Raw genomic sequence first — 16,717 nt, 5'->3', positions numbered from 1 at the left:
GTCGTAAACACGGCGCCAGCCCGGCGCATCGACCGCAGTCGGGTTAGGATCGACGCCGAACTCCGCCAGCTTGCATCAGCCTGTGGCCGGCCGTGAAGCGGTTCGAAGGCCCTATCCGACTTGAGCTGGAAGTCAGTTAAGGTAATCTCTCCTGGGAGAAAGAGGAGGGTGATCCAATGTGGATGCGCACTGATCTTCTGGAACTCCTCGGCATTGAACACCCGATAATCCAGGCGCCGATGAGCGGCATCACCACGCCGGAACTCGCGGCGGCAGTCAGCAATGCCGGGGCGCTTGGCTCGCTCGGATGCGGCATTCTGCCTGCGGCGGCTATCCGCGAGCAGCTCACGGCGACACAGCACGCCACCAATCGTCCGATCAACGTCAACTTCTTTGCGCACCCGGCGCCGGCACGCGATGATGCGGCAGCTCAAAGTATGCGAGACCGCCTTCGCGGCTGCTATGAGGAGGTCGGCCTCGGACCGGTGCCCGAGCCGGGCGAACCCTTCCCCACCTTCGATCGTGAGCGTCTCGAAATTGTGCTCGAGCTTCGCCCGAAGGTGGTCAGCTTCCACTTCGGCCTACCCGACACCGCAATTGTGCAGCAGTTGAAAGCCGGCGGCTGTATTGTCCTGTGTTCGGCTACCACCGTCTCGGAAGCGCGCCAGCTTGAGGCAGGAGGGGTGGACGCCATTATCGCGCAGGGATACGAGGCGGGTGGGCATCGCGGCACATTCACTGGCGACCCTGCTATCGGCACAGCCGGCACTATGGCCCTCTTACCACAGATTGTTGATGCCGTGCGGGTGCCTGTAATTGCTGCCGGCGGTATCTTCGACGGTCGCGGCATTGCTGCCAGCTTTGCACTTGGTGCATCTGGTGTGCAGATCGGCACGGCTTTCCTGGCCTGTCCTGAAGCCAATGTGCAGCCAGTCTATCGCGTAGCATTGCGCTCGGCCAACGACGAGAGCACGTCGGTGACTCGCTGCTTCACTGGCCGCCCAGCGCGCGTGGTGCGCAACCGGTTTGTGATGGAAATGGCTGGTGAGGAAGATGCTGCGCTGGCGTTTCCGCTACAGGCGAGTCTGGTCATGCCGCTTTCAATGGCAAAGGATGAAAGCAAGCGGGCTGACTTCTTGCCTATTTGGGCCGGGCAGGGCGTTGCGAAGCTGCGGGAGATGCCGGCCGCCGCCCTTGTGGAGAAACTCGTCACGGAAGCAAGCGGCATAGATCGGGCCGATAGGGGAGTAGGGGAGTAGGGGATGTGTTCCGGAGTGCATCTACACCACTCACATACTGCCTTACTCCCCTATTCCCTTACTGGTCTCAAATGCCTTCGCCGGCAAGCTCTTCGGAAAGTGCGGCGACCTGGTCCTGGGCGCTGCGCATCATCGGATAGATGCCGAGAACGCGCTGCCAGGCCTCGAGCGCCGACTGCTTGTGGCCGGTTTCGGCCATGATCTGGGCCAGGCCGGAAAGCGCGCCGAAATGGCGTGGTTCGAGCTGCAGGGTACGGTCGATGTCCGACATCGACTTCCCGTAGTTCTTCATCATGAAATGAACCGTGGCGCGCCGGTTCCAGCCTTCCGCATAGGTCGGCTGCAGGGTTACCACCTGATCGAGGAAATCGAGCGCAACATCGAATTTCTGGTTTTCAGTCGCCTTTTGCGACCATTGCATCATCAGGTCGATCGAGGCACTGCCCGACTGGGACCACTCGCTGCCGATGCGCCCGGCGATGCGCTCGGCCGCCTTTTCGTTGCGTTCGCGCTTGAGATCGGCAAACAGCTGATCGAGCCGCGCCTGTTTCGTCATCACAACCGGAGGTGCTGTCGGCCGATTTGCTGTCGGATCTTCAGCCCACGCCGGCAGCGAGACAGCGCTGGAAACGAAGAAAGCCGTGAAAAATGCAAAAAGAATCCGCATCGCGGGAATCTAGCCCCCGACGCCGGATCGTCAAACTGAATTTAGCGTGAGAGGCGTATCATGCGCACGGAGGCACGCAGCCTCCGGTCAAAAACTCAACCCTGGCGCGCCTTGTAGCGCGGAGCGGTCTTGTTGATGATGTAGACGCGGCCCTTGCGACGAACCAGCTGGTTGTCGCGGTGACGCGCCTTCAACGCCTTGAGCGAATTCTTGATCTTCATGGTCTTGCCCGTCGGTCTGGGCCCGGTCCCGGGCCGAACTATTAAGGCGCGCCCACAGACGCGCCTTTGAACTGTGCGTGGCTCATAGACGAGGAGCCTTGCCCGTGTCAACCGCAAGCGCGTTGCCTAAACGATACGGACCGTTTCGTATCATCGAAATACCCGCCAACGGCGCCTTGCGGCATTGCGCGGGCTTGAGACGGCTGGAATGATGCGGTTGCGAATTGGAGATCATCATGCGCCGAATTCTTGTGTCCGCCTGTCTTGCCGTCCTTGCGGCAGGTTCTGTTGCCCATGCGCAGGAATGCGACCGCAACGACGACAGCCAGCAGATGATGAACATCTGCGCCGACGCGGACTACAAATCCGCCGACGCCAAACTCAACAAGGCCTACCAGGAGCTCATCAGCGCAAGCGATGCAAAAGCCAGGAAGCTGTTGCAGACGGCGCAGCGCGCGTGGATCGCCTTTCGCGACGCGGAATGCAGCTATTCCGCCGCGGACAGCGAAGGCGGCTCGATCTATCCGATGCTGATATCGGAATGCCTGACGCGGCTGACCGACGACCGCACCAAACAGCTCACCGCCGATTCGACCTGCGCGGAAGGCGATGTGAGCTGCGCCAGCCCCGACGAGGACGAGAGCGGCGACATCCAGTAAGCGTAGGTTCTAACTTTTGTTTGAGCATGATCGTTCCCGAAAACCGGATTCCACTTTTCGGGATCATGCTCTAGCTGCGGCGGCTCACGCGCGTGAAATGGCCCATCTTGCGGCCGGGCCGCGCCTCGGCCTTGCCATAGAGGTGCAGCATCAGATCGGGCTCGGCGAGAAGTTCAGGAACGCGCCGGATGTCGTCGCCGATCAGGTTTTCCATGACGCAGTCGAACTGCCGTGCGGGATTTCCCAGCGGCAGGCCGGCGACGGCGCGGATGTGCTGCTCGAATTGCGAGATGGTGCAGGCGGCCTCCGTCCAGTGACCGGAATTGTGGACGCGCGGCGCAATCTCGTTGGCCAGCAGCGAACCGTCGGCCAGGACAAAGAATTCGACGCCGATGACGCCGACATAGTCGAGCGCTGCAAGTATCTCGGCCGCCGCCGTTTGAGCCGCAGCCGCCGTGTCGGACTTCACCCCGGCCGGCAGCGTCGAACTGTGAAGAATACCGTTGCGATGGACATTCCAGGCCGGATCGTAGGCGGCGAGCGAACCGTCGATGCCGCGCGCGGCGATCACCGAAATCTCGCGCTCGAAGGCGACGAATGATTCCAGGATCAACGGCACGTTGCCCATCGCCTCGCAAGTGCCGGCAAAGCCGCCTGTTTCCATGTTGCGGAAGACACGCTGGCCCTTGCCGTCATAGCCCATCCGGCGCGTCTTCAATATGCCGCCGCCGTTGAACTTTTTCAGCGCGGCCGTCAGTTCCTCGTCATTGTCGACGGGGCTGAAATCCGCGGTCGGTATGCCGATGCCGTTGAGGAATTTCTTTTCCGCCAGCCGGTCCTGAGCCACTTCCAGTGCGCGTGCCGGCGGATAGACCGGGACCGTGGTGGCAAGTGCCGCGGCGGCCGCAACCGGAACGTTCTCGAATTCGTAAGTAACGACGGCACTGGCCGCAGCCAACTCGCCGAGCGCGGCCGCGTCGTCATAGGCGGCGACGATCTGCCGGTTGGCGACCTGTGCCGCCGGGCAGTCCGGCTGCGGCTCCAGCACGACGATGCGGTAGCCGAGGCGGGCCGCGGCCATCGCCAGCATGCGGCCGAGCTGGCCGCCGCCAATGATGCCGATGGTCGATCCGGCGGGCCGGCTCACGGCGTGTCCGTCGGCTCGGCGGCCACCTTGGCGGTCTGCGCGGCGCGCCAGCTGTCCAGCCGGGCGGCAAGCTTTTCGTCGCTCAGCGCCAGCACCGCGGCGGCCAGAAGGGCGGCGTTGGCAGCGCCGGCCTTGCCGATGGCCAAAGTGCCGACCGGAATGCCGGCCGGCATCTGCACGATCGAAAGCAGCGAATCCTGGCCGGACAGCGTCTTCGATTCCACCGGCACGCCGAACACCGGCAGTGGCGTCATCGCTGCCGTCATGCCCGGCAGATGCGCCGCACCGCCGGCACCGGCGATGATCACCTTGTAGCCGGCGCCCTTGGCGCCCTTGGCGAAGTCATAGAGCCGGTCGGGAGTGCGGTGGGCCGAGACGATCAGCCGCTTGTGCGGAATGCCAAGCGCCTCAAGCGTTTCGGCGGCGTGGCGCATCGTCGCCCAGTCGGACTGGCTGCCCATGATGATGGCGACGTCGGCGCGGTGATTGTCCAAGCTTCTGCTCCCCGGCGGCAAACGCGCGCATTAGCGGAAATCGAGGGGAGCCGCAAGGATAGGAGCGTCCCGCACTCGGGCGAATGGCGCCATCGCTACCTAATCCGGCCAGCGCAAAGCCCCGGCAGACTGCTTGCGAGCGGACTTCATCGCATCCGCGGGCCGCTCAGCAGCGCTCAACACCGCCCGCAGGCGCTCGGCGACGATCTCCGCCTCGCCGGGGTGCAGATTGCACGGATCAAGGAAGAAGTGGCCGCGCTCGACCTCGTGGTTGCGAACGATAATGGGGGGCGAACCCGCCGCCAGTGCCGAGGCCAGCCCGGCGGCGGTGAACCGGCTTTCGGGCGCAACAAACACCTGCAGGCGCTCGAGAGGATTTCCGGTCGGATCGGGAATGATGTTTGCTGCGATGCCGGGCAGGCCCTGCAATGCGGTTTGCCACAGATGCAGTGCGGCTTCTTCCCGCTGGCGGATGCCGGCATGGTCGCGCCGTTCCCAGGCTTCCAGGGCCGCCATGGTGCCGGCAATGCTCTCCTTGCCGACCTTCATGGCGCGCGCAACGCCGCGGTTCTGGAGATAGGCGGCCCGCACCAGATCCTTGCGGCCGGCAACGATGCCGCTTGTCGGCCCTGAGAGAAATTTGTGCCCGCTATAGACGACAATGTCGGCGCCGCGCGCCAGAAAGCCGCGCAAATCGTATTCCGAGGCGGCGTCGACGATCACCGGCACGCCCTTGGCGTGGCAGATCTCGCAGAACTCTTCGAGCGAGAGCATGCCGTATTGCACGGTGTGGTGCGCGACGACGTAGAGGGCTGCCGCCGTCCGGTCCTGGATCGCCTCGCCTACATGATAGTCCTGCGTAACGCTGACCGTGCCGGCGGGCACTGCCTTGGCTCCGGCAAGCCGGATCGACTGGTCGATCGGCGCGCCATAATTGACGATGTGGCCAAGCTGGACGATGACCTCCGATTTGAGGCCCTCGGTGTCGTCCGGCAGCCGCTCGATCGCAAGAAGGCTGGTTCCGGTCATCGCGCCGGCAATCGCCATGGTTATGCCGCTGGCGCAGCATGCGGTGATAAAGCCGGCCTCGCCGCCGGTGAGGCGTGCAATCACCGTGCTTGCGGCGCGCTGCAGATCGTCCATCTCGACCCATTGCGAGGCGATTTCCGACATTGCGGCAATCGCTTCCGGCACGATGATCGAAGCGCCGAGCGCCGTCATCGTTCCGGAAACATTAATGATCGGGCGAAGGCCGAGCCGTTCGCGGATTGTCGTATTGGAACGGTCAGCGGAATAGGTCGTCATCTCTGTAGATCCTGTTTTCAGGCGGCGATCTCGACGACCGCCTCGATTTCAACTGTGATGTTGCCCGGCAGCGAGCCGACACCGATCGCGGAACGGGCGTGTCCGCCAAGCGTATCAAAGACGGCCGCGAAAAGATCGGAACAGCCATTCACCACCTTGGGGTGCTCGCTGAATGTCGGCGTTGCATTGACAAAGCCAAGCAGCTTGACGACGCGCACGATGCGGCCGAGGTCGCCGGCCGCGGCATGCATGACGGCGAGCAGGTTCAGGCCGGTGAGACGGGCATGCCCATAGGCCTCCTCCACGGAGACATCCTCGCCAACCTTGCCGGTGCAGAGCGCGCCATCAGCGCGCAACGGCCCCTGGCCGGAGAGGAAGATCAGCCGTCCGCTCTCGGCATAGGTGACGAAGTTGGCGATGGGCTTCGGCGGCTCGGGCAGCGTCAGGCCCAATTCCGCGAGCCGGATGTAAGGCGTCATAAAAGCTCCTTGCGACAGCTTTCGCCGTCCGGTGTCAAAAATGCGAGGCGCGAAACCGCGCCAGGAAGCTGCGAAGGCGTTCATTGTCGAAGTCCGCAGCCAGAATCTCGGCGGGAGGTCCGACGGCACTGACGCCGCCATCCGCCATGAAAACGATGCGGCTCGATGCGTCGCGTGCAAAAGCCATCTCGTGCGTGACCATCAGCATCGTCATGCCGTCTTCGGCCAGACTACGTACGACCTCGAGCACCTCGCCAACCAGTTCGGGGTCGAGCGCCGAGGTTATCTCGTCGAGGAGCAGGATCTTCGGCTCCATCGCCACGGCGCGGGCGATGCCGACGCGCTGCTGCTGGCCGCCGGAAAGCTCGGCCGGCAGACTGTCGGCCTTGTGGGCGAGCCCGACCCGGCCGAGCCAGTGCTCGGCAATGGTGCGGGCCTCGGCATTGCTCTTGCCGCGCACCTTGCGCAGGCCGAGCATGATGTTGCCGGTCGCAGTCAAATGCGGAAACAGATTGAAGCTCTGGAACACCATTCCGGTCTCGGCGCGCATCGCCGCAAGGTCGCGCTCGCTGCGTCGCTGGCGTGTTCCCGCCTCGCGGTAGCCGACCTCTTTACCGTCGATACGGATCGAGCCGTTATCATAGCTCTCCAGGAAATTGACGCAGCGCAGCAGGGTGGTCTTGCCGCTGCCGGATGGGCCGATGACCGTCACCACCTCGCCGCGCGTCACCTTGAGGCTGACCGAGCGCAGGACCTCGACGGATCCAAAGGCTTTGGAGACCTCGGAGATATCGAGAAGCGCCGGATTTGCGTGCGAGGCTTTGGACATCTTGTTATTCCCGGATGAAGGAGAAACGCCGCTCCAGCCGCCGGCTGGCCAAGGAGAGGGCGTAGTTGACGGCGAAGTAGACGAGCGCGCCGAGGATGTAGAGCGGCATCGCCTCATAGGTGCGGCCGATGACCTGGTTGATCGCTTGCATCAGGTCGGTGATGCCGAGCAGCGAGACCAGCGCGCTGCCTTTCACCGCGTCGGTGACGCCGTTGATCCAGGGCGGCAGGAAGCGCCTGAACGCTTGCGGAAAAATGACGTAGGCCAGCCGCTGGCGGAAGGTCAGCCCGATCGCCATCGCCGCCTCGGACTGACCCTTGGGAATCGAGCCGACGGCGCCCCTGAGATACTCGACGACTTGTGCGGTCTTGAAGAGGGTGAGGGCGAGTACGGCCGCCCAAAAGGACTCAAGATGCAGTCCCACCGCGGGCAGGCCGTAATAGACGAAGAAGATCAGCACCAGGATCGGAATGCCGCGTATGGTGTCGCTGAAGACGCGCACTGCCCAGCGCAGCGGAGCCGGACCATAGACGAGGCCGACACCCATCAGCACGCCGGCGATAAGCGATAGCACCACAACCAGCAGCGACACCCACAAGGTTACGGCAAAGCCTTCGGCGAGGAACGGCAAGGCATAGATGATCTGGCTCAGCATGTCAGCGCGCCGCCTTGAACCGGCGCTCGACCAGCCGCAGCGCGAAAAGCAGCGCGTAGCCGGTCAACAGGTACATCGCAGTCACCACCAGATAGACCTCGACAATGCGGAAGGTGTTGAAGTTGATCCACTGGGCGCCATAGGTGAGCTCGGGTACCGAGATGACCGACGCCACCGACGTGTCCTTGAAGAGCGATATGAAAGTGTTGGAAAGCGCCGGCAGCGTTATGCGCAGCATCGTCGGCAAGCGTACATGCAGCAGTCTCTGCCAAGGGGTCAGGCCAATCGCCTTGCCGGCGTCGAGTTGTCCGCGCGGCACCGCCTCGAGCCCGGAGCGGAACACCTCGACCAGATAGGCGCCGCTGTAGAGCGACAGCGTGGCAATGAACGAGGTTTGCGCGCTGTAGGCGATATCGACCACGGTCGGCAGGCCGTAGAAGACCAGGTAGACGAGCAGGATCAGCGGCACGTTGCGGATGAATTCGACATAGCCCGCGATGACGGTCCGCACCGCTCGCCCGGCCGACACGTACCAGACCGCCAGAAGCAGCCCGATGACGATGCCGAGCGCGATAGAGATGACGGCCAGCTCAAGGCTGAGCAGCAGCCCGCCCCAGAGCTTGTCGAAATGCCGCCAGATCAGGTTGAAGTTGAGGGTATAGCCCATGCGTCCTGCTTAGTGCCGACAGTCCGGGAACGAGGCGGAAGGGCGCCGGAGGCATCCTTCCGCCTGATGGATCAGATAACCGGGAATCCAGGATGGCGGGCCGGCGGCTCCTGTCCGAAATAATCCTTGAACGCAGCGTCGTAGAGTGCCGTTTCATGGCCGAACATGGCGATAGCGAAGGTCTGGTTGACGAAGGTCAGCCAGTCGAGGTCGCCCTGCCGCAGTGCGGCACCATAAAGCATCGAGAACCAACTCTTGCCGGCATCGAAGTATTTGTCCGGATTGCGCGAGGCGAGCCAGCGGACCGTCGACAGATCGACGGCGGCGGCGTCGGATCGTTTCGATTCCAGTGCCTGCAGCACGTTGGCCTGCGTGTCTATCTGCATCACCTGCGCCTCCGGCAGGACGATGCGCACGTTTGCCTCGGCATCGACGTTTTGCAGGATGGAAATCCGGGTCGCCGAACCGGCGGCAAGCAGCTTGTCGAAGGTCTTGTTCTCTGCGTTCGGAAGGGTCAGCAAGGCAATGCCCTCGACGTAATAGGGCCGAGAGAAGTGGATCAGCTGCGAGCGCTGGGCGGTCATGGTCATGAACTGGATGGTGATGTCGACCTTGTTGGTGGTCACGTTCGGAATGCGCTGGGCCGGATCCTGCATTACGAATTCGACTTTGGTCGGATCGTCGAAAAGCCCCTTGGCGAGAATGCGACCCATGGTGATGTCCATGCCCACCAGTTCGCCGGCATCGTTCTCGAAGTGCCAGGGCGCGTTGGTGCTGCCGGTGCCGACGATCACCTTGCCGCGCTCGAGAACGGTGCGCAGCAGGCTGTCAGGCGCTGCCTGGGCCGCAGCTTTCTGGACATCGACCGCAGTGGCGGCACTCATCACTCCGGCCGTTGCAAGCCCGGCCATTCCCAGTTTCAGAAATTCACGCCTTTTGGATGTGTCGTTCACGGCGACCTCCTTCGTGTTGTGTTCCCCGTTGGACCAGCAGCGCAGGCATCGGTTGCAACTGACGTCATTGTCCCTTACAAGGGACGCCTGTACTCTGTACAAGACAGATTAACATCAGGAATCGATAATGCAAGAAGGCAATGCCTTGGCCGCTCGACCGGACGCCGGTCTGGACGAAGACAAGAATTCGGGCTCGCGGGAGAAGGGCCTCAACCGGGTCCTCCAGATTCTGGAGTTTCTCCACGCGACCCAGCGCGCGATCGGCATTGGCGATCTTGCCAGAGGGGTGAACGCACCGCGGTCGACGACCTATACGCTGGTGCGCTCGCTGGTCGACGCAGGCCTGCTGGAGATGGCCGGAGACGGCAATCGGGTCTATTTTGGAAAGAAGCTCTATCTCTACGGAATGGACTATGTGCGGGGCAACGACCTGCTCAGGCGAGGGCGGCAGGAAGTCGACCATCTGTCACGCGAGTCCGGCGAGACCTCGGAGCTGTGCATGCTGCAAAGCGGCCGCTACACCATCGTCCATTCAAGCCCGGGAACCAGGCCATTCAGGATCAGCTCGGCGACGGGTCTGCAAATACCGCTTCCCTGGACAGCTTCCGGGCGGCTGCTCCTCGCCGGCTTCGACAGGGCAGCGATCGAGGATATGGTCTCGGAAGACGACCTCGTACTGCCGGACGGCCGCAGGTTGCAGCTCGACGATTTCATAGCCGATATCGCGGTGGCCAAGTCGGCCGGCTACTGCGTCACCTCCGGCCTTGTCGATGCCTACACGAAATGCCTGGCCGCGCCGGTCTTTTCGGCGCCGGGCAGGGTCGAGGCGACGATGTGCCTGGTGGTTCCCATCGATACCTCGACCGAAAAGACCGATGACCTGATAGAGCTGTTGCTCGAGCGCGCCGCGCGGCTTTCGATCGCGGCATAGGCCGCCTTTTCAGCAGGCCAGCGCCGGCGTCCATTCAAGCGATAATGTCTGGAATGATCTTGTCTTCCAGCGCCATCAGCCTGTCCTTCAGGAAAAGCTTCTTTTTCTTCATGCGCTGGATCTGCAGCGGGTCGCAATTCATGGCGATCATCGCATTGATGGCCGCGTCGAAATCGGCGTGTTCCTGCTTCAGCCGGGAATATTCGAGGCGGATATCTGCCTGTTCCTGATCGGACATTTTTACCGTCTGCACGTCTGCGGCGCCCAAACTATGGGCCTGATTGGGCGGGACCGGGGGTCTTCTTGCACCGGCGCGCAGCCCATACCACATTTCATATTGTCGTGGAATGCTACCACGCAGCATTCGACATCGGTGCGCGATGGTGGCACACTGTCATTATGCCGTCACAGAAGCGAGCCTGCGGTGGACGTGCCATGACGGCTGCAATCCGAGGAAACCATGAAAGGGAGAACCAATCATGTCTCTTGCATCCCATCTTGATGAGCTGCAGCGGAAACACGGCGACATCGAACGCGAAATCGACGATGCGATGACCCATCCGTCGGTAGACGACCTCGAAATCGTGAATCTCAAGCGGCGCAAGCTGGCGCTCAAGGACGAGATTGAAAAACTGAAGGCGAAACCGACGACGCACTGACGCCCATCCAGGACTAGCTGCGCCGCCTGGCGCGCGATTTCTTTCCGGTGGCATGTCTCTATGCTGCCGGAAACGCTTATGGATTTGCGGCAAGCTGCCGTCTTGTCATTTCCGATTTGCTAGGTCTGCGCGCCAGTCGCCATTGACAAGCCATCTTTGCTCCTCCACCTCATGCCCGGACCTTCAAGATTAAAGGCAGCCGGCATGACCGGATATTTTTCCTCACCCTTCCCGCGCCGCAGGTCGGTCGGTGTCGACGTCGGCGGCGTGATGGTCGGCGGCGGCGCCCCAGTCGTCGTCCAGTCGATGACCAACACCGACACGGCCGATGTCGACCAGACGGTGGCGCAAGTGGCGGCACTGCATCGCGCCGGCTCCGAGATCGTGCGCATAACGGTCGATCGCGACGAAAGCGCTGCCGCTGTGCCGGCCATCCGCGAGCGACTGGAGCGGCTCGGGATCGACGTGCCGCTGGTCGGCGATTTCCATTACATCGGCCACAAGCTCCTGGCCGATCATCCGGCCTGCGCTGAGGCCTTGGCCAAGTACCGCATCAACCCCGGCAATGTCGGTTTCAAGGACAAGAGGGATCGGCAGTTCGCGGCGATCGTCGAGATGGCGATCCGATACGACAAGCCGGTGCGCATCGGCGTCAACTGGGGTTCGCTCGACCAGGAGCTGCTGACCCGGCTGATGGATGACAACCAGGCCCAAGGCTTTCCGCTGACCGCGCAGGAAGTGACGCGCGAAGCGATCGTGCAGTCGGCGATCCTGTCGGCCGAAATGGCCGAAGAGATTGGCCTTGCGCGCGAGAAAATCATCCTCTCGGCCAAGGTCAGCGGCGTGCAGGATCTGATCGCCGTCTACACCGAGCTCGCCACCCGTTCCAACCATGCGCTGCACCTCGGCCTGACAGAGGCCGGCATGGGCTCGAAAGGCATTGTCGCATCATCGGCTGCGATGGGCATCCTGCTCCAGCAAGGCATCGGCGACACCATCCGCATCTCGCTGACGCCGGAGCCGAACGGCGACCGCACACGCGAAGTGCAGGTGTCGCAGGAGCTGTTGCAGACCATGGGCTTCCGGCAGTTCGTGCCGATCGTCGCCGCCTGCCCGGGCTGCGGCCGCACGACCTCGACCGTGTTCCAGGAGCTTGCCCAGAACATCCAGGCCGACCTGCGCAAGAACATGCCGGTGTGGCGCGAACAATATCCCGGCGTCGAGAACCTCAAGGTCGCGGTGATGGGTTGCATCGTCAACGGTCCGGGTGAATCCAAACATGCCGATATCGGCATTTCGCTGCCCGGAACCGGTGAGACGCCGACCGCCCCGGTGTTCGTCGACGGCAAGAAGGCGGCGACCCTGCGCGGCCCGTCGATCGCCGCGGATTTCGAGAAAATGGTTTCCGACTACATCGAACGGCGGTTTGGCCAACACGGCAAAGCCGCGGCGGAGTAGTTCGATGCGGCGTTTGCTTGGGGCGACGCTGGTTGTCATTTGCTGGCTGGGCTGGGCGACAGCCGTCCAGGCCGATCCGCCGCGGCCCGCCAAGCAGAAGCTGATCGATCGAGTTTGCGATCTTATCGAGACGCATGCCGACCAGAACGGCCTGCCCCGGGATTTCTTTGCCCGGCTGATCTGGAAGGAGAGTCGCTTCGATCCCAATGCGGTCAGCCCCGTCGGTGCGGAGGGTATCGCCCAATTCATGCCGGGTACCGCCAAGATGCGCGGGCTCGCCAATTCGTTCGATATCGAGCAGGCTATCCCGGCCTCGGCAAAATACCTCGCCGAAATGAAGACCGGCTTTGGCAATCTGGGCCTCGCCGCAGCCGCATACAATGCCGGCGAGAGCCGGGTGACGCGCTGGCTGAATTCCGGCGGCTTCTTGCCGATGGAGACCGAAAGCTACGTTTTGGACGTCATGGGCGAGCCGGCCGACAGGTTCACCGATGCCGCGTATGCCGGCGTCATCCGGCCGCTCGACAAGAAGGCGAGCTTCGCTGCCGCCTGCCGCACGCTGCCGGTGATCATGTCCAGAACCGTGCCGATGTCGTCGATCAACATCAAGCCATGGGGCGTGCAGGTGGCCGGCAATTTCCGCCGCGCCGCGGCGCTCAATCAGTGGAGCAATGTGAAACGGCGGTTTCCAGCCTTGCTCAGCGGTCGCAATCCGGTGGTCAGCCGGGTGCGCACACCGATCGGCAGGCGCGGCATCTATGCGGTGCGGATCGGCGCCGACACCAAAGCCAAGGCCGACGATATTTGCCAGAAGCTGCACAGCGTCGGCGGCGCATGCATTGTGGTGCGCAACCGGTAAAGCCATATGTCGGCGCGTTTCGCGCCATTGCTGCCCATCTCGCTCCCGCTGGGCGCTTCATCTTCGACACGCGATCACATTTTCCGTGAACCCTTAAGCAGAACCGTCAGGCAGGTCTTGCATCGTCGTTGATGCGGGGTAAGGTCCCCGCGATTTTTCGCGAAAGGGATCAGCATGGCCGACTTCAAGACACTGGACGACATCGGCAATATCAGCGGCAAGCGTGTGCTGGTGCGTGTCGACCTCAACGTTCCCGTCACTGAGGGCAAGGTCACCGACGCCACCCGCATCGAGCGCATTGTACCGACCATCGCCGAGCTGTCCGGCAAGGGCGCCAAGGTCATCCTGCTTGCACATTTCGGTCGTCCCAAAGATGGACCGGCGCCGGAATTCTCGCTCGAGCCGATCGCCAAGGCGACGGCGGACGTGCTCGGCCGTCCGGTTGGCTTTGCCACCGACTGCATCGGCGACAAGGCCGCGAGCGCCGTCGCCGCCATGGAAAGCGGCGATGTGCTGCTGCTCGAGAACACCCGCTTCTACAAAGCCGAGGAGAAGAACGACCCGGCCTTCACCGAAAAGCTCGCCGCCAACGGCGACATCTTCGTCAACGACGCCTTCTCCGCTGCGCACCGCGCCCATTCGTCGACGGAAGGGCTGGCGCACGTGCTGCCGGCCTTCGCCGGGCGCACCATGCAGGCCGAGCTCGATGCGCTGGAAAAGGGCCTCGGCAATCCCGTCCGCCCGGTTGTCGCCATTGTCGGCGGGGCCAAGGTCTCGACCAAGATCGACTTGTTGATGAACCTGGTGAAGAAGGTCGACGCGCTGGTCATCGGCGGCGGCATGGCCAACACGTTTCTCGCGGCACGCGGCACCGACGTCGGGAAATCCTTGTGCGAGCACGATCTCGCGACCACCGCCAAGCAGATCATGATCGAGGCGGCCGAGGCCGGCTGCGCCATCATCCTGCCCGCCGACGCCGTTGTCGCCAGGGAGTTCAAGGCCGGTGCCGCAAGCGAGACCGTCGCCATTGCAGACGTACCAGCCGACGGCATGATCCTCGATGTCGGCGCGAAAACCGTGAAAACCATTGCCGAATGGATCGACCGTGCCGCGACGTTGGTCTGGAACGGGCCGCTCGGCGCCTTCGAGATCGAGCCGTTCGACCATGCGACGGTGGCGACGGCCAGGCACGCGGCAGCGCGCACCAAGGCCGGCAGGCTGGTCTCGGTGGCCGGCGGCGGCGATACGGTGGCCGCCCTCAACCATGCCGGCGTCAGCGATGATTTCACCTATGTCTCGACGGCCGGCGGCGCTTTCCTCGAATGGATGGAAGGCAAGCCCTTGCCCGGCGTCGACGTCTTGAAGCGCTGAGCGCGGCGTTAATAACAGCGCGAAGCAGTGCGCTCGCGATTTTCAATCGATTCGCGCTTCTCCGACGAAAGGGTTCGACTTGAACCTGCGTTGCTCTGGTGGTCTGCTGGGTACGGGTCAATTCTTTCAGGAGAAGCACGATGAGCGAACGTCTCGAGGACATTGCCGCCGCGATGGTGGCCAACGGCAAGGGCCTGCTGGCTGCCGACGAGAGCTCCGGCACTATCAAGAAGCGCTTCGACGTCATCGGCGTCGAGTCGACCGCCGACAGCCGCCGCGACTATCGCGAGATGATGTTCCGCGCCAGCGATGCAATGACCAAGTACATTTCCGGCGTTATCCTCTATGACGAGACCATCCACCAGAAGGCCGCCGACGGCACGCCGCTGGTCGACATCATCAAGGCATCAGGCGCCATTCCCGGCATCAAGGTCGACGCCGGCGCCAAGCCTCTGGCAAGATTTCCCGGCGATACCATCACCGAAGGCCTGGACGGCCTGCGCGAACGCCTCGCCGACTATTACAAGCTTGGCGCCCGCTTTGCCAAATGGCGCGCGGTAATCGACATCGATGTTGCCAAGGGGGTGCCTTCCGCCACCTCGATCGGCTCGAATGCCCATGCGCTCGCCCGTTACGCCGCGCTTTGCCAGGAAGCCGGCATCGTGCCGATCGTCGAGCCGGAGGTGCTGATGGACGGCGCTCATGACATCGACACTTGCTACGAGATCAGCAAGGCGACACTGACAAAGCTATACACCGAGCTCTATGCGGCCCGCGTCGTCCTCGAAGGCACCATCCTGAAGCCAAACATGGTTCTCGCCGGCAAGAAATCGGGCAAGGTCAGCAGCCCCGACGAGGTCGCCGAAAGGACGATAAAACTCTTCCGCGAGACGGTGCCAGCCGCGATCGGAGGCATCGCCTTCCTTTCGGGCGGACAATCGGACGAGCAAGCGACCGCCAACCTCAACGCCATCAACGCCATCGGCCCGCATCCGTGGAAGCTGACCTTCTCCTACGGCCGCGCCTTGCAGGCCGCTCCGCAGAAGGCCTGGAGCGGCAAGGCGGCGAACGTCGCCGCCGCGCAGGCCGCCTTCGCCCATCGCGCCCACATGAACCATCTGGCAGCGCTTGGACAATGGCAGCCGTCGCTGGAGCAAGCCGCTTAACCGAATCCATCTTGCGTTTCTCCCGACCCGGGCCACGTGCCCGGGTTTTGCTTGAAAGCAGCAAGGGCTGCAATTTTCTTGCAACTGAAATGCAGCTCGGTGTCGGCATTCCTCGCTGCCGAACGTCCTCCGTGAAAAGAGGAGCAGACCTATGCCAAACAACAAGACCGTTTCGCAGGAAGACTGGTTTCAGGCGCACAAGGCGCATCTGGCGCGCGAAAAGGAATTGACGCGCTTTCGCGACCGCGTCGCCGCCGAACGCCGCGAATTGCCATGGCTGAAGATCCGCAAGGACTACGTCTTCGAGACCGAGCAAGGGCCAAAGAAACTGCCCGACCTGTTTGGCGGCAACAGCCAGTTGATCGTCTACCATTTCATGTTCGGGCCGGGCGCCGATTATCGTTGCGAGGGCTGCTCGTTCCTTGCCGACCACATCGACGGCGCCAACCAGCATCTCAGGCACCACGATGTTTCGCTTGTCGTGGTGGCGCGGGCGCCGCTGGCCGAGCTTCTGCCCTACAAGCAGCGCATGGGCTGGAAATTCGACTGGGTGTCGTCCTACGCCTCGGACTTCAACTTCGATATGCAGGTGTCATTCACCGACAAGCAGATCGCGGCCGGCGACACGACCTACAATTTCGAGCGGCGCGCGCGGAGATCGAAGGACCTTCCCGGCACCAGCGTGTTCTATCGCGACGAGAAAGGCGACATCTTCCTGACTTTCATCTCGCGCTCCAGAGGCGGCGATCCGCTGATCGGCGCCTATCACTATCTCGACCTGACGCCGAAAGGCCGCAACGAAACCGGGCCGCATCATAGCCTCGCCGACTGGGTGCGGCTGCATGACGAGTATGAAGACCAATCCGGGACGCATGACTGCTGCCATTGAGGCGACAGGCTGTCGCTGCAAGGTCGTTCACCTTCAGTGCAACATGCGC

Annotated in this window: 20 protein-coding genes; 9 read left to right on the top strand and 11 right to left on the bottom strand. The window is 62.8% G+C overall.

Annotated features, from left to right (window positions below; translation table 11 throughout):
- Positions 1–176 precede the first annotated feature (176 nt).
- On the top strand, positions 177–1,259 hold the full coding sequence (locus NKH63_RS06525) for an NAD(P)H-dependent flavin oxidoreductase (protein ID WP_352917723.1): 1,083 nt from the start codon (positions 177–179) through the stop codon (positions 1,257–1,259).
- A 67-nt stretch (positions 1,260–1,326) separates the two neighbouring features.
- Here the strand turns inward: NKH63_RS06525 and NKH63_RS06520 are convergent, their stop codons facing one another.
- Together NKH63_RS06520 and ykgO are read right to left on the bottom strand one after the other, a co-directional pair.
- The gene (locus NKH63_RS06520) at positions 1,327–1,926 is read right to left on the bottom strand and encodes a tetratricopeptide repeat protein (protein WP_023720995.1); all 600 of its coding nucleotides are present in this window, start codon (positions 1,924–1,926) and stop codon (positions 1,327–1,329) included.
- Between the two features lie 95 nt (positions 1,927–2,021).
- On the bottom strand, positions 2,022–2,147 hold the full coding sequence (ykgO, locus tag NKH63_RS06515) for a type B 50S ribosomal protein L36 (RefSeq protein ID WP_006327841.1): 126 nt from the start codon (positions 2,145–2,147) through the stop codon (positions 2,022–2,024).
- A 236-nt stretch (positions 2,148–2,383) separates the two neighbouring features.
- Between ykgO and NKH63_RS06510 the strand changes: the two genes are divergently transcribed.
- Positions 2,384–2,806, top strand: coding sequence for a lysozyme inhibitor LprI family protein (locus NKH63_RS06510; RefSeq protein ID WP_023720994.1), 423 nt, complete (start codon positions 2,384–2,386; stop codon positions 2,804–2,806).
- A 70-nt stretch (positions 2,807–2,876) separates the two neighbouring features.
- On the opposite strand, the gene NKH63_RS06505 is transcribed toward NKH63_RS06510, so the two are convergent.
- The 8 genes from NKH63_RS06505 to NKH63_RS06470 form a co-directional block, all read right to left on the bottom strand.
- Positions 2,877–3,953, bottom strand: coding sequence for a 5-(carboxyamino)imidazole ribonucleotide synthase (locus tag NKH63_RS06505; protein ID WP_352917722.1), 1,077 nt, complete (start codon positions 3,951–3,953; stop codon positions 2,877–2,879).
- Complete coding sequence (purE, locus tag NKH63_RS06500) at positions 3,950–4,447, bottom strand: 5-(carboxyamino)imidazole ribonucleotide mutase (RefSeq protein WP_023720992.1); 498 nt, start codon at positions 4,445–4,447, stop codon at positions 3,950–3,952. The genes NKH63_RS06505 and purE overlap by 4 nt, the downstream gene beginning before the upstream one ends.
- A gap of 99 nt (positions 4,448–4,546) precedes the next feature.
- Positions 4,547–5,752 carry an aminotransferase class V-fold PLP-dependent enzyme gene (locus tag NKH63_RS06495; RefSeq protein WP_031194547.1) on the bottom strand — a complete coding sequence of 402 codons (1,206 nt, stop codon included), beginning with the start codon at positions 5,750–5,752 and terminating at the stop codon, positions 4,547–4,549.
- 17 nt (positions 5,753–5,769) lie between these two features.
- On the bottom strand, positions 5,770–6,231 hold the full coding sequence (locus tag NKH63_RS06490; protein WP_023678474.1) for a RidA family protein: 462 nt from the start codon (positions 6,229–6,231) through the stop codon (positions 5,770–5,772).
- 34 nt (positions 6,232–6,265) lie between these two features.
- Positions 6,266–7,060, bottom strand: coding sequence for an amino acid ABC transporter ATP-binding protein (locus tag NKH63_RS06485; protein WP_352855444.1), 795 nt, complete (start codon positions 7,058–7,060; stop codon positions 6,266–6,268).
- 4 nt (positions 7,061–7,064) lie between these two features.
- A complete protein-coding gene (locus tag NKH63_RS06480) occupies positions 7,065–7,715 on the bottom strand; it encodes an amino acid ABC transporter permease (protein WP_352640167.1) in 651 nt (216 codons plus the stop codon).
- A 1-nt stretch (position 7,716) separates the two neighbouring features.
- Positions 7,717–8,382 carry an amino acid ABC transporter permease gene (locus NKH63_RS06475; protein ID WP_352917721.1) on the bottom strand — a complete coding sequence of 222 codons (666 nt, stop codon included), beginning with the start codon at positions 8,380–8,382 and terminating at the stop codon, positions 7,717–7,719.
- A gap of 71 nt (positions 8,383–8,453) precedes the next feature.
- A complete protein-coding gene (locus NKH63_RS06470; protein ID WP_352917720.1) occupies positions 8,454–9,335 on the bottom strand; it encodes a transporter substrate-binding protein in 882 nt (293 codons plus the stop codon).
- A gap of 127 nt (positions 9,336–9,462) precedes the next feature.
- Here NKH63_RS06470 and NKH63_RS06465 point away from each other — a divergent pair, with 127 nt between their 5' ends.
- Positions 9,463–10,266, top strand: a complete 804-nt coding sequence (locus NKH63_RS06465) for an IclR family transcriptional regulator (protein WP_023720986.1) — start codon at positions 9,463–9,465, stop codon at positions 10,264–10,266.
- Between the two features lie 34 nt (positions 10,267–10,300).
- On the opposite strand, the gene NKH63_RS06460 is transcribed toward NKH63_RS06465, so the two are convergent.
- Entirely contained in the window at positions 10,301–10,504 is a 204-nt protein-coding gene (locus NKH63_RS06460; RefSeq protein ID WP_023678480.1) for a YdcH family protein, read from the bottom strand.
- 241 nt (positions 10,505–10,745) lie between these two features.
- Between NKH63_RS06460 and NKH63_RS06455 the strand changes: the two genes are divergently transcribed.
- The 6 genes from NKH63_RS06455 (at position 10,746) to NKH63_RS06430 (ending at position 16,668) form a co-directional block, all read left to right on the top strand.
- A complete protein-coding gene (locus NKH63_RS06455; protein WP_023678481.1) occupies positions 10,746–10,925 on the top strand; it encodes a YdcH family protein in 180 nt (59 codons plus the stop codon).
- 204 nt (positions 10,926–11,129) lie between these two features.
- Positions 11,130–12,383 carry a flavodoxin-dependent (E)-4-hydroxy-3-methylbut-2-enyl-diphosphate synthase gene (ispG, locus tag NKH63_RS06450; RefSeq protein WP_352480886.1) on the top strand — a complete coding sequence of 418 codons (1,254 nt, stop codon included), beginning with the start codon at positions 11,130–11,132 and terminating at the stop codon, positions 12,381–12,383.
- Between the two features lie 4 nt (positions 12,384–12,387).
- The gene (locus NKH63_RS06445) at positions 12,388–13,242 is read left to right on the top strand and encodes a lytic transglycosylase domain-containing protein (protein WP_023720984.1); all 855 of its coding nucleotides are present in this window, start codon (positions 12,388–12,390) and stop codon (positions 13,240–13,242) included.
- A gap of 174 nt (positions 13,243–13,416) precedes the next feature.
- Positions 13,417–14,613 carry a phosphoglycerate kinase gene (locus NKH63_RS06440; RefSeq protein WP_023720983.1) on the top strand — a complete coding sequence of 399 codons (1,197 nt, stop codon included), beginning with the start codon at positions 13,417–13,419 and terminating at the stop codon, positions 14,611–14,613.
- A gap of 140 nt (positions 14,614–14,753) precedes the next feature.
- Positions 14,754–15,779, top strand: a complete 1,026-nt coding sequence (locus tag NKH63_RS06435) for a class I fructose-bisphosphate aldolase (protein ID WP_023720982.1) — start codon at positions 14,754–14,756, stop codon at positions 15,777–15,779.
- A 151-nt stretch (positions 15,780–15,930) separates the two neighbouring features.
- Positions 15,931–16,668, top strand: coding sequence for a DUF899 domain-containing protein (locus NKH63_RS06430; RefSeq protein ID WP_023720981.1), 738 nt, complete (start codon positions 15,931–15,933; stop codon positions 16,666–16,668).
- The last annotated feature ends 49 nt before the right edge of the window (positions 16,669–16,717 follow it).

This window comes from Mesorhizobium sp. M0960 (assembly GCF_040319055.1).
GTDB lineage: Bacteria > Pseudomonadota > Alphaproteobacteria > Rhizobiales > Rhizobiaceae > Mesorhizobium.
Note: the sequence above shows the minus strand (reverse complement) of the source record. Positions and strands in the feature narration are given on the sequence as shown.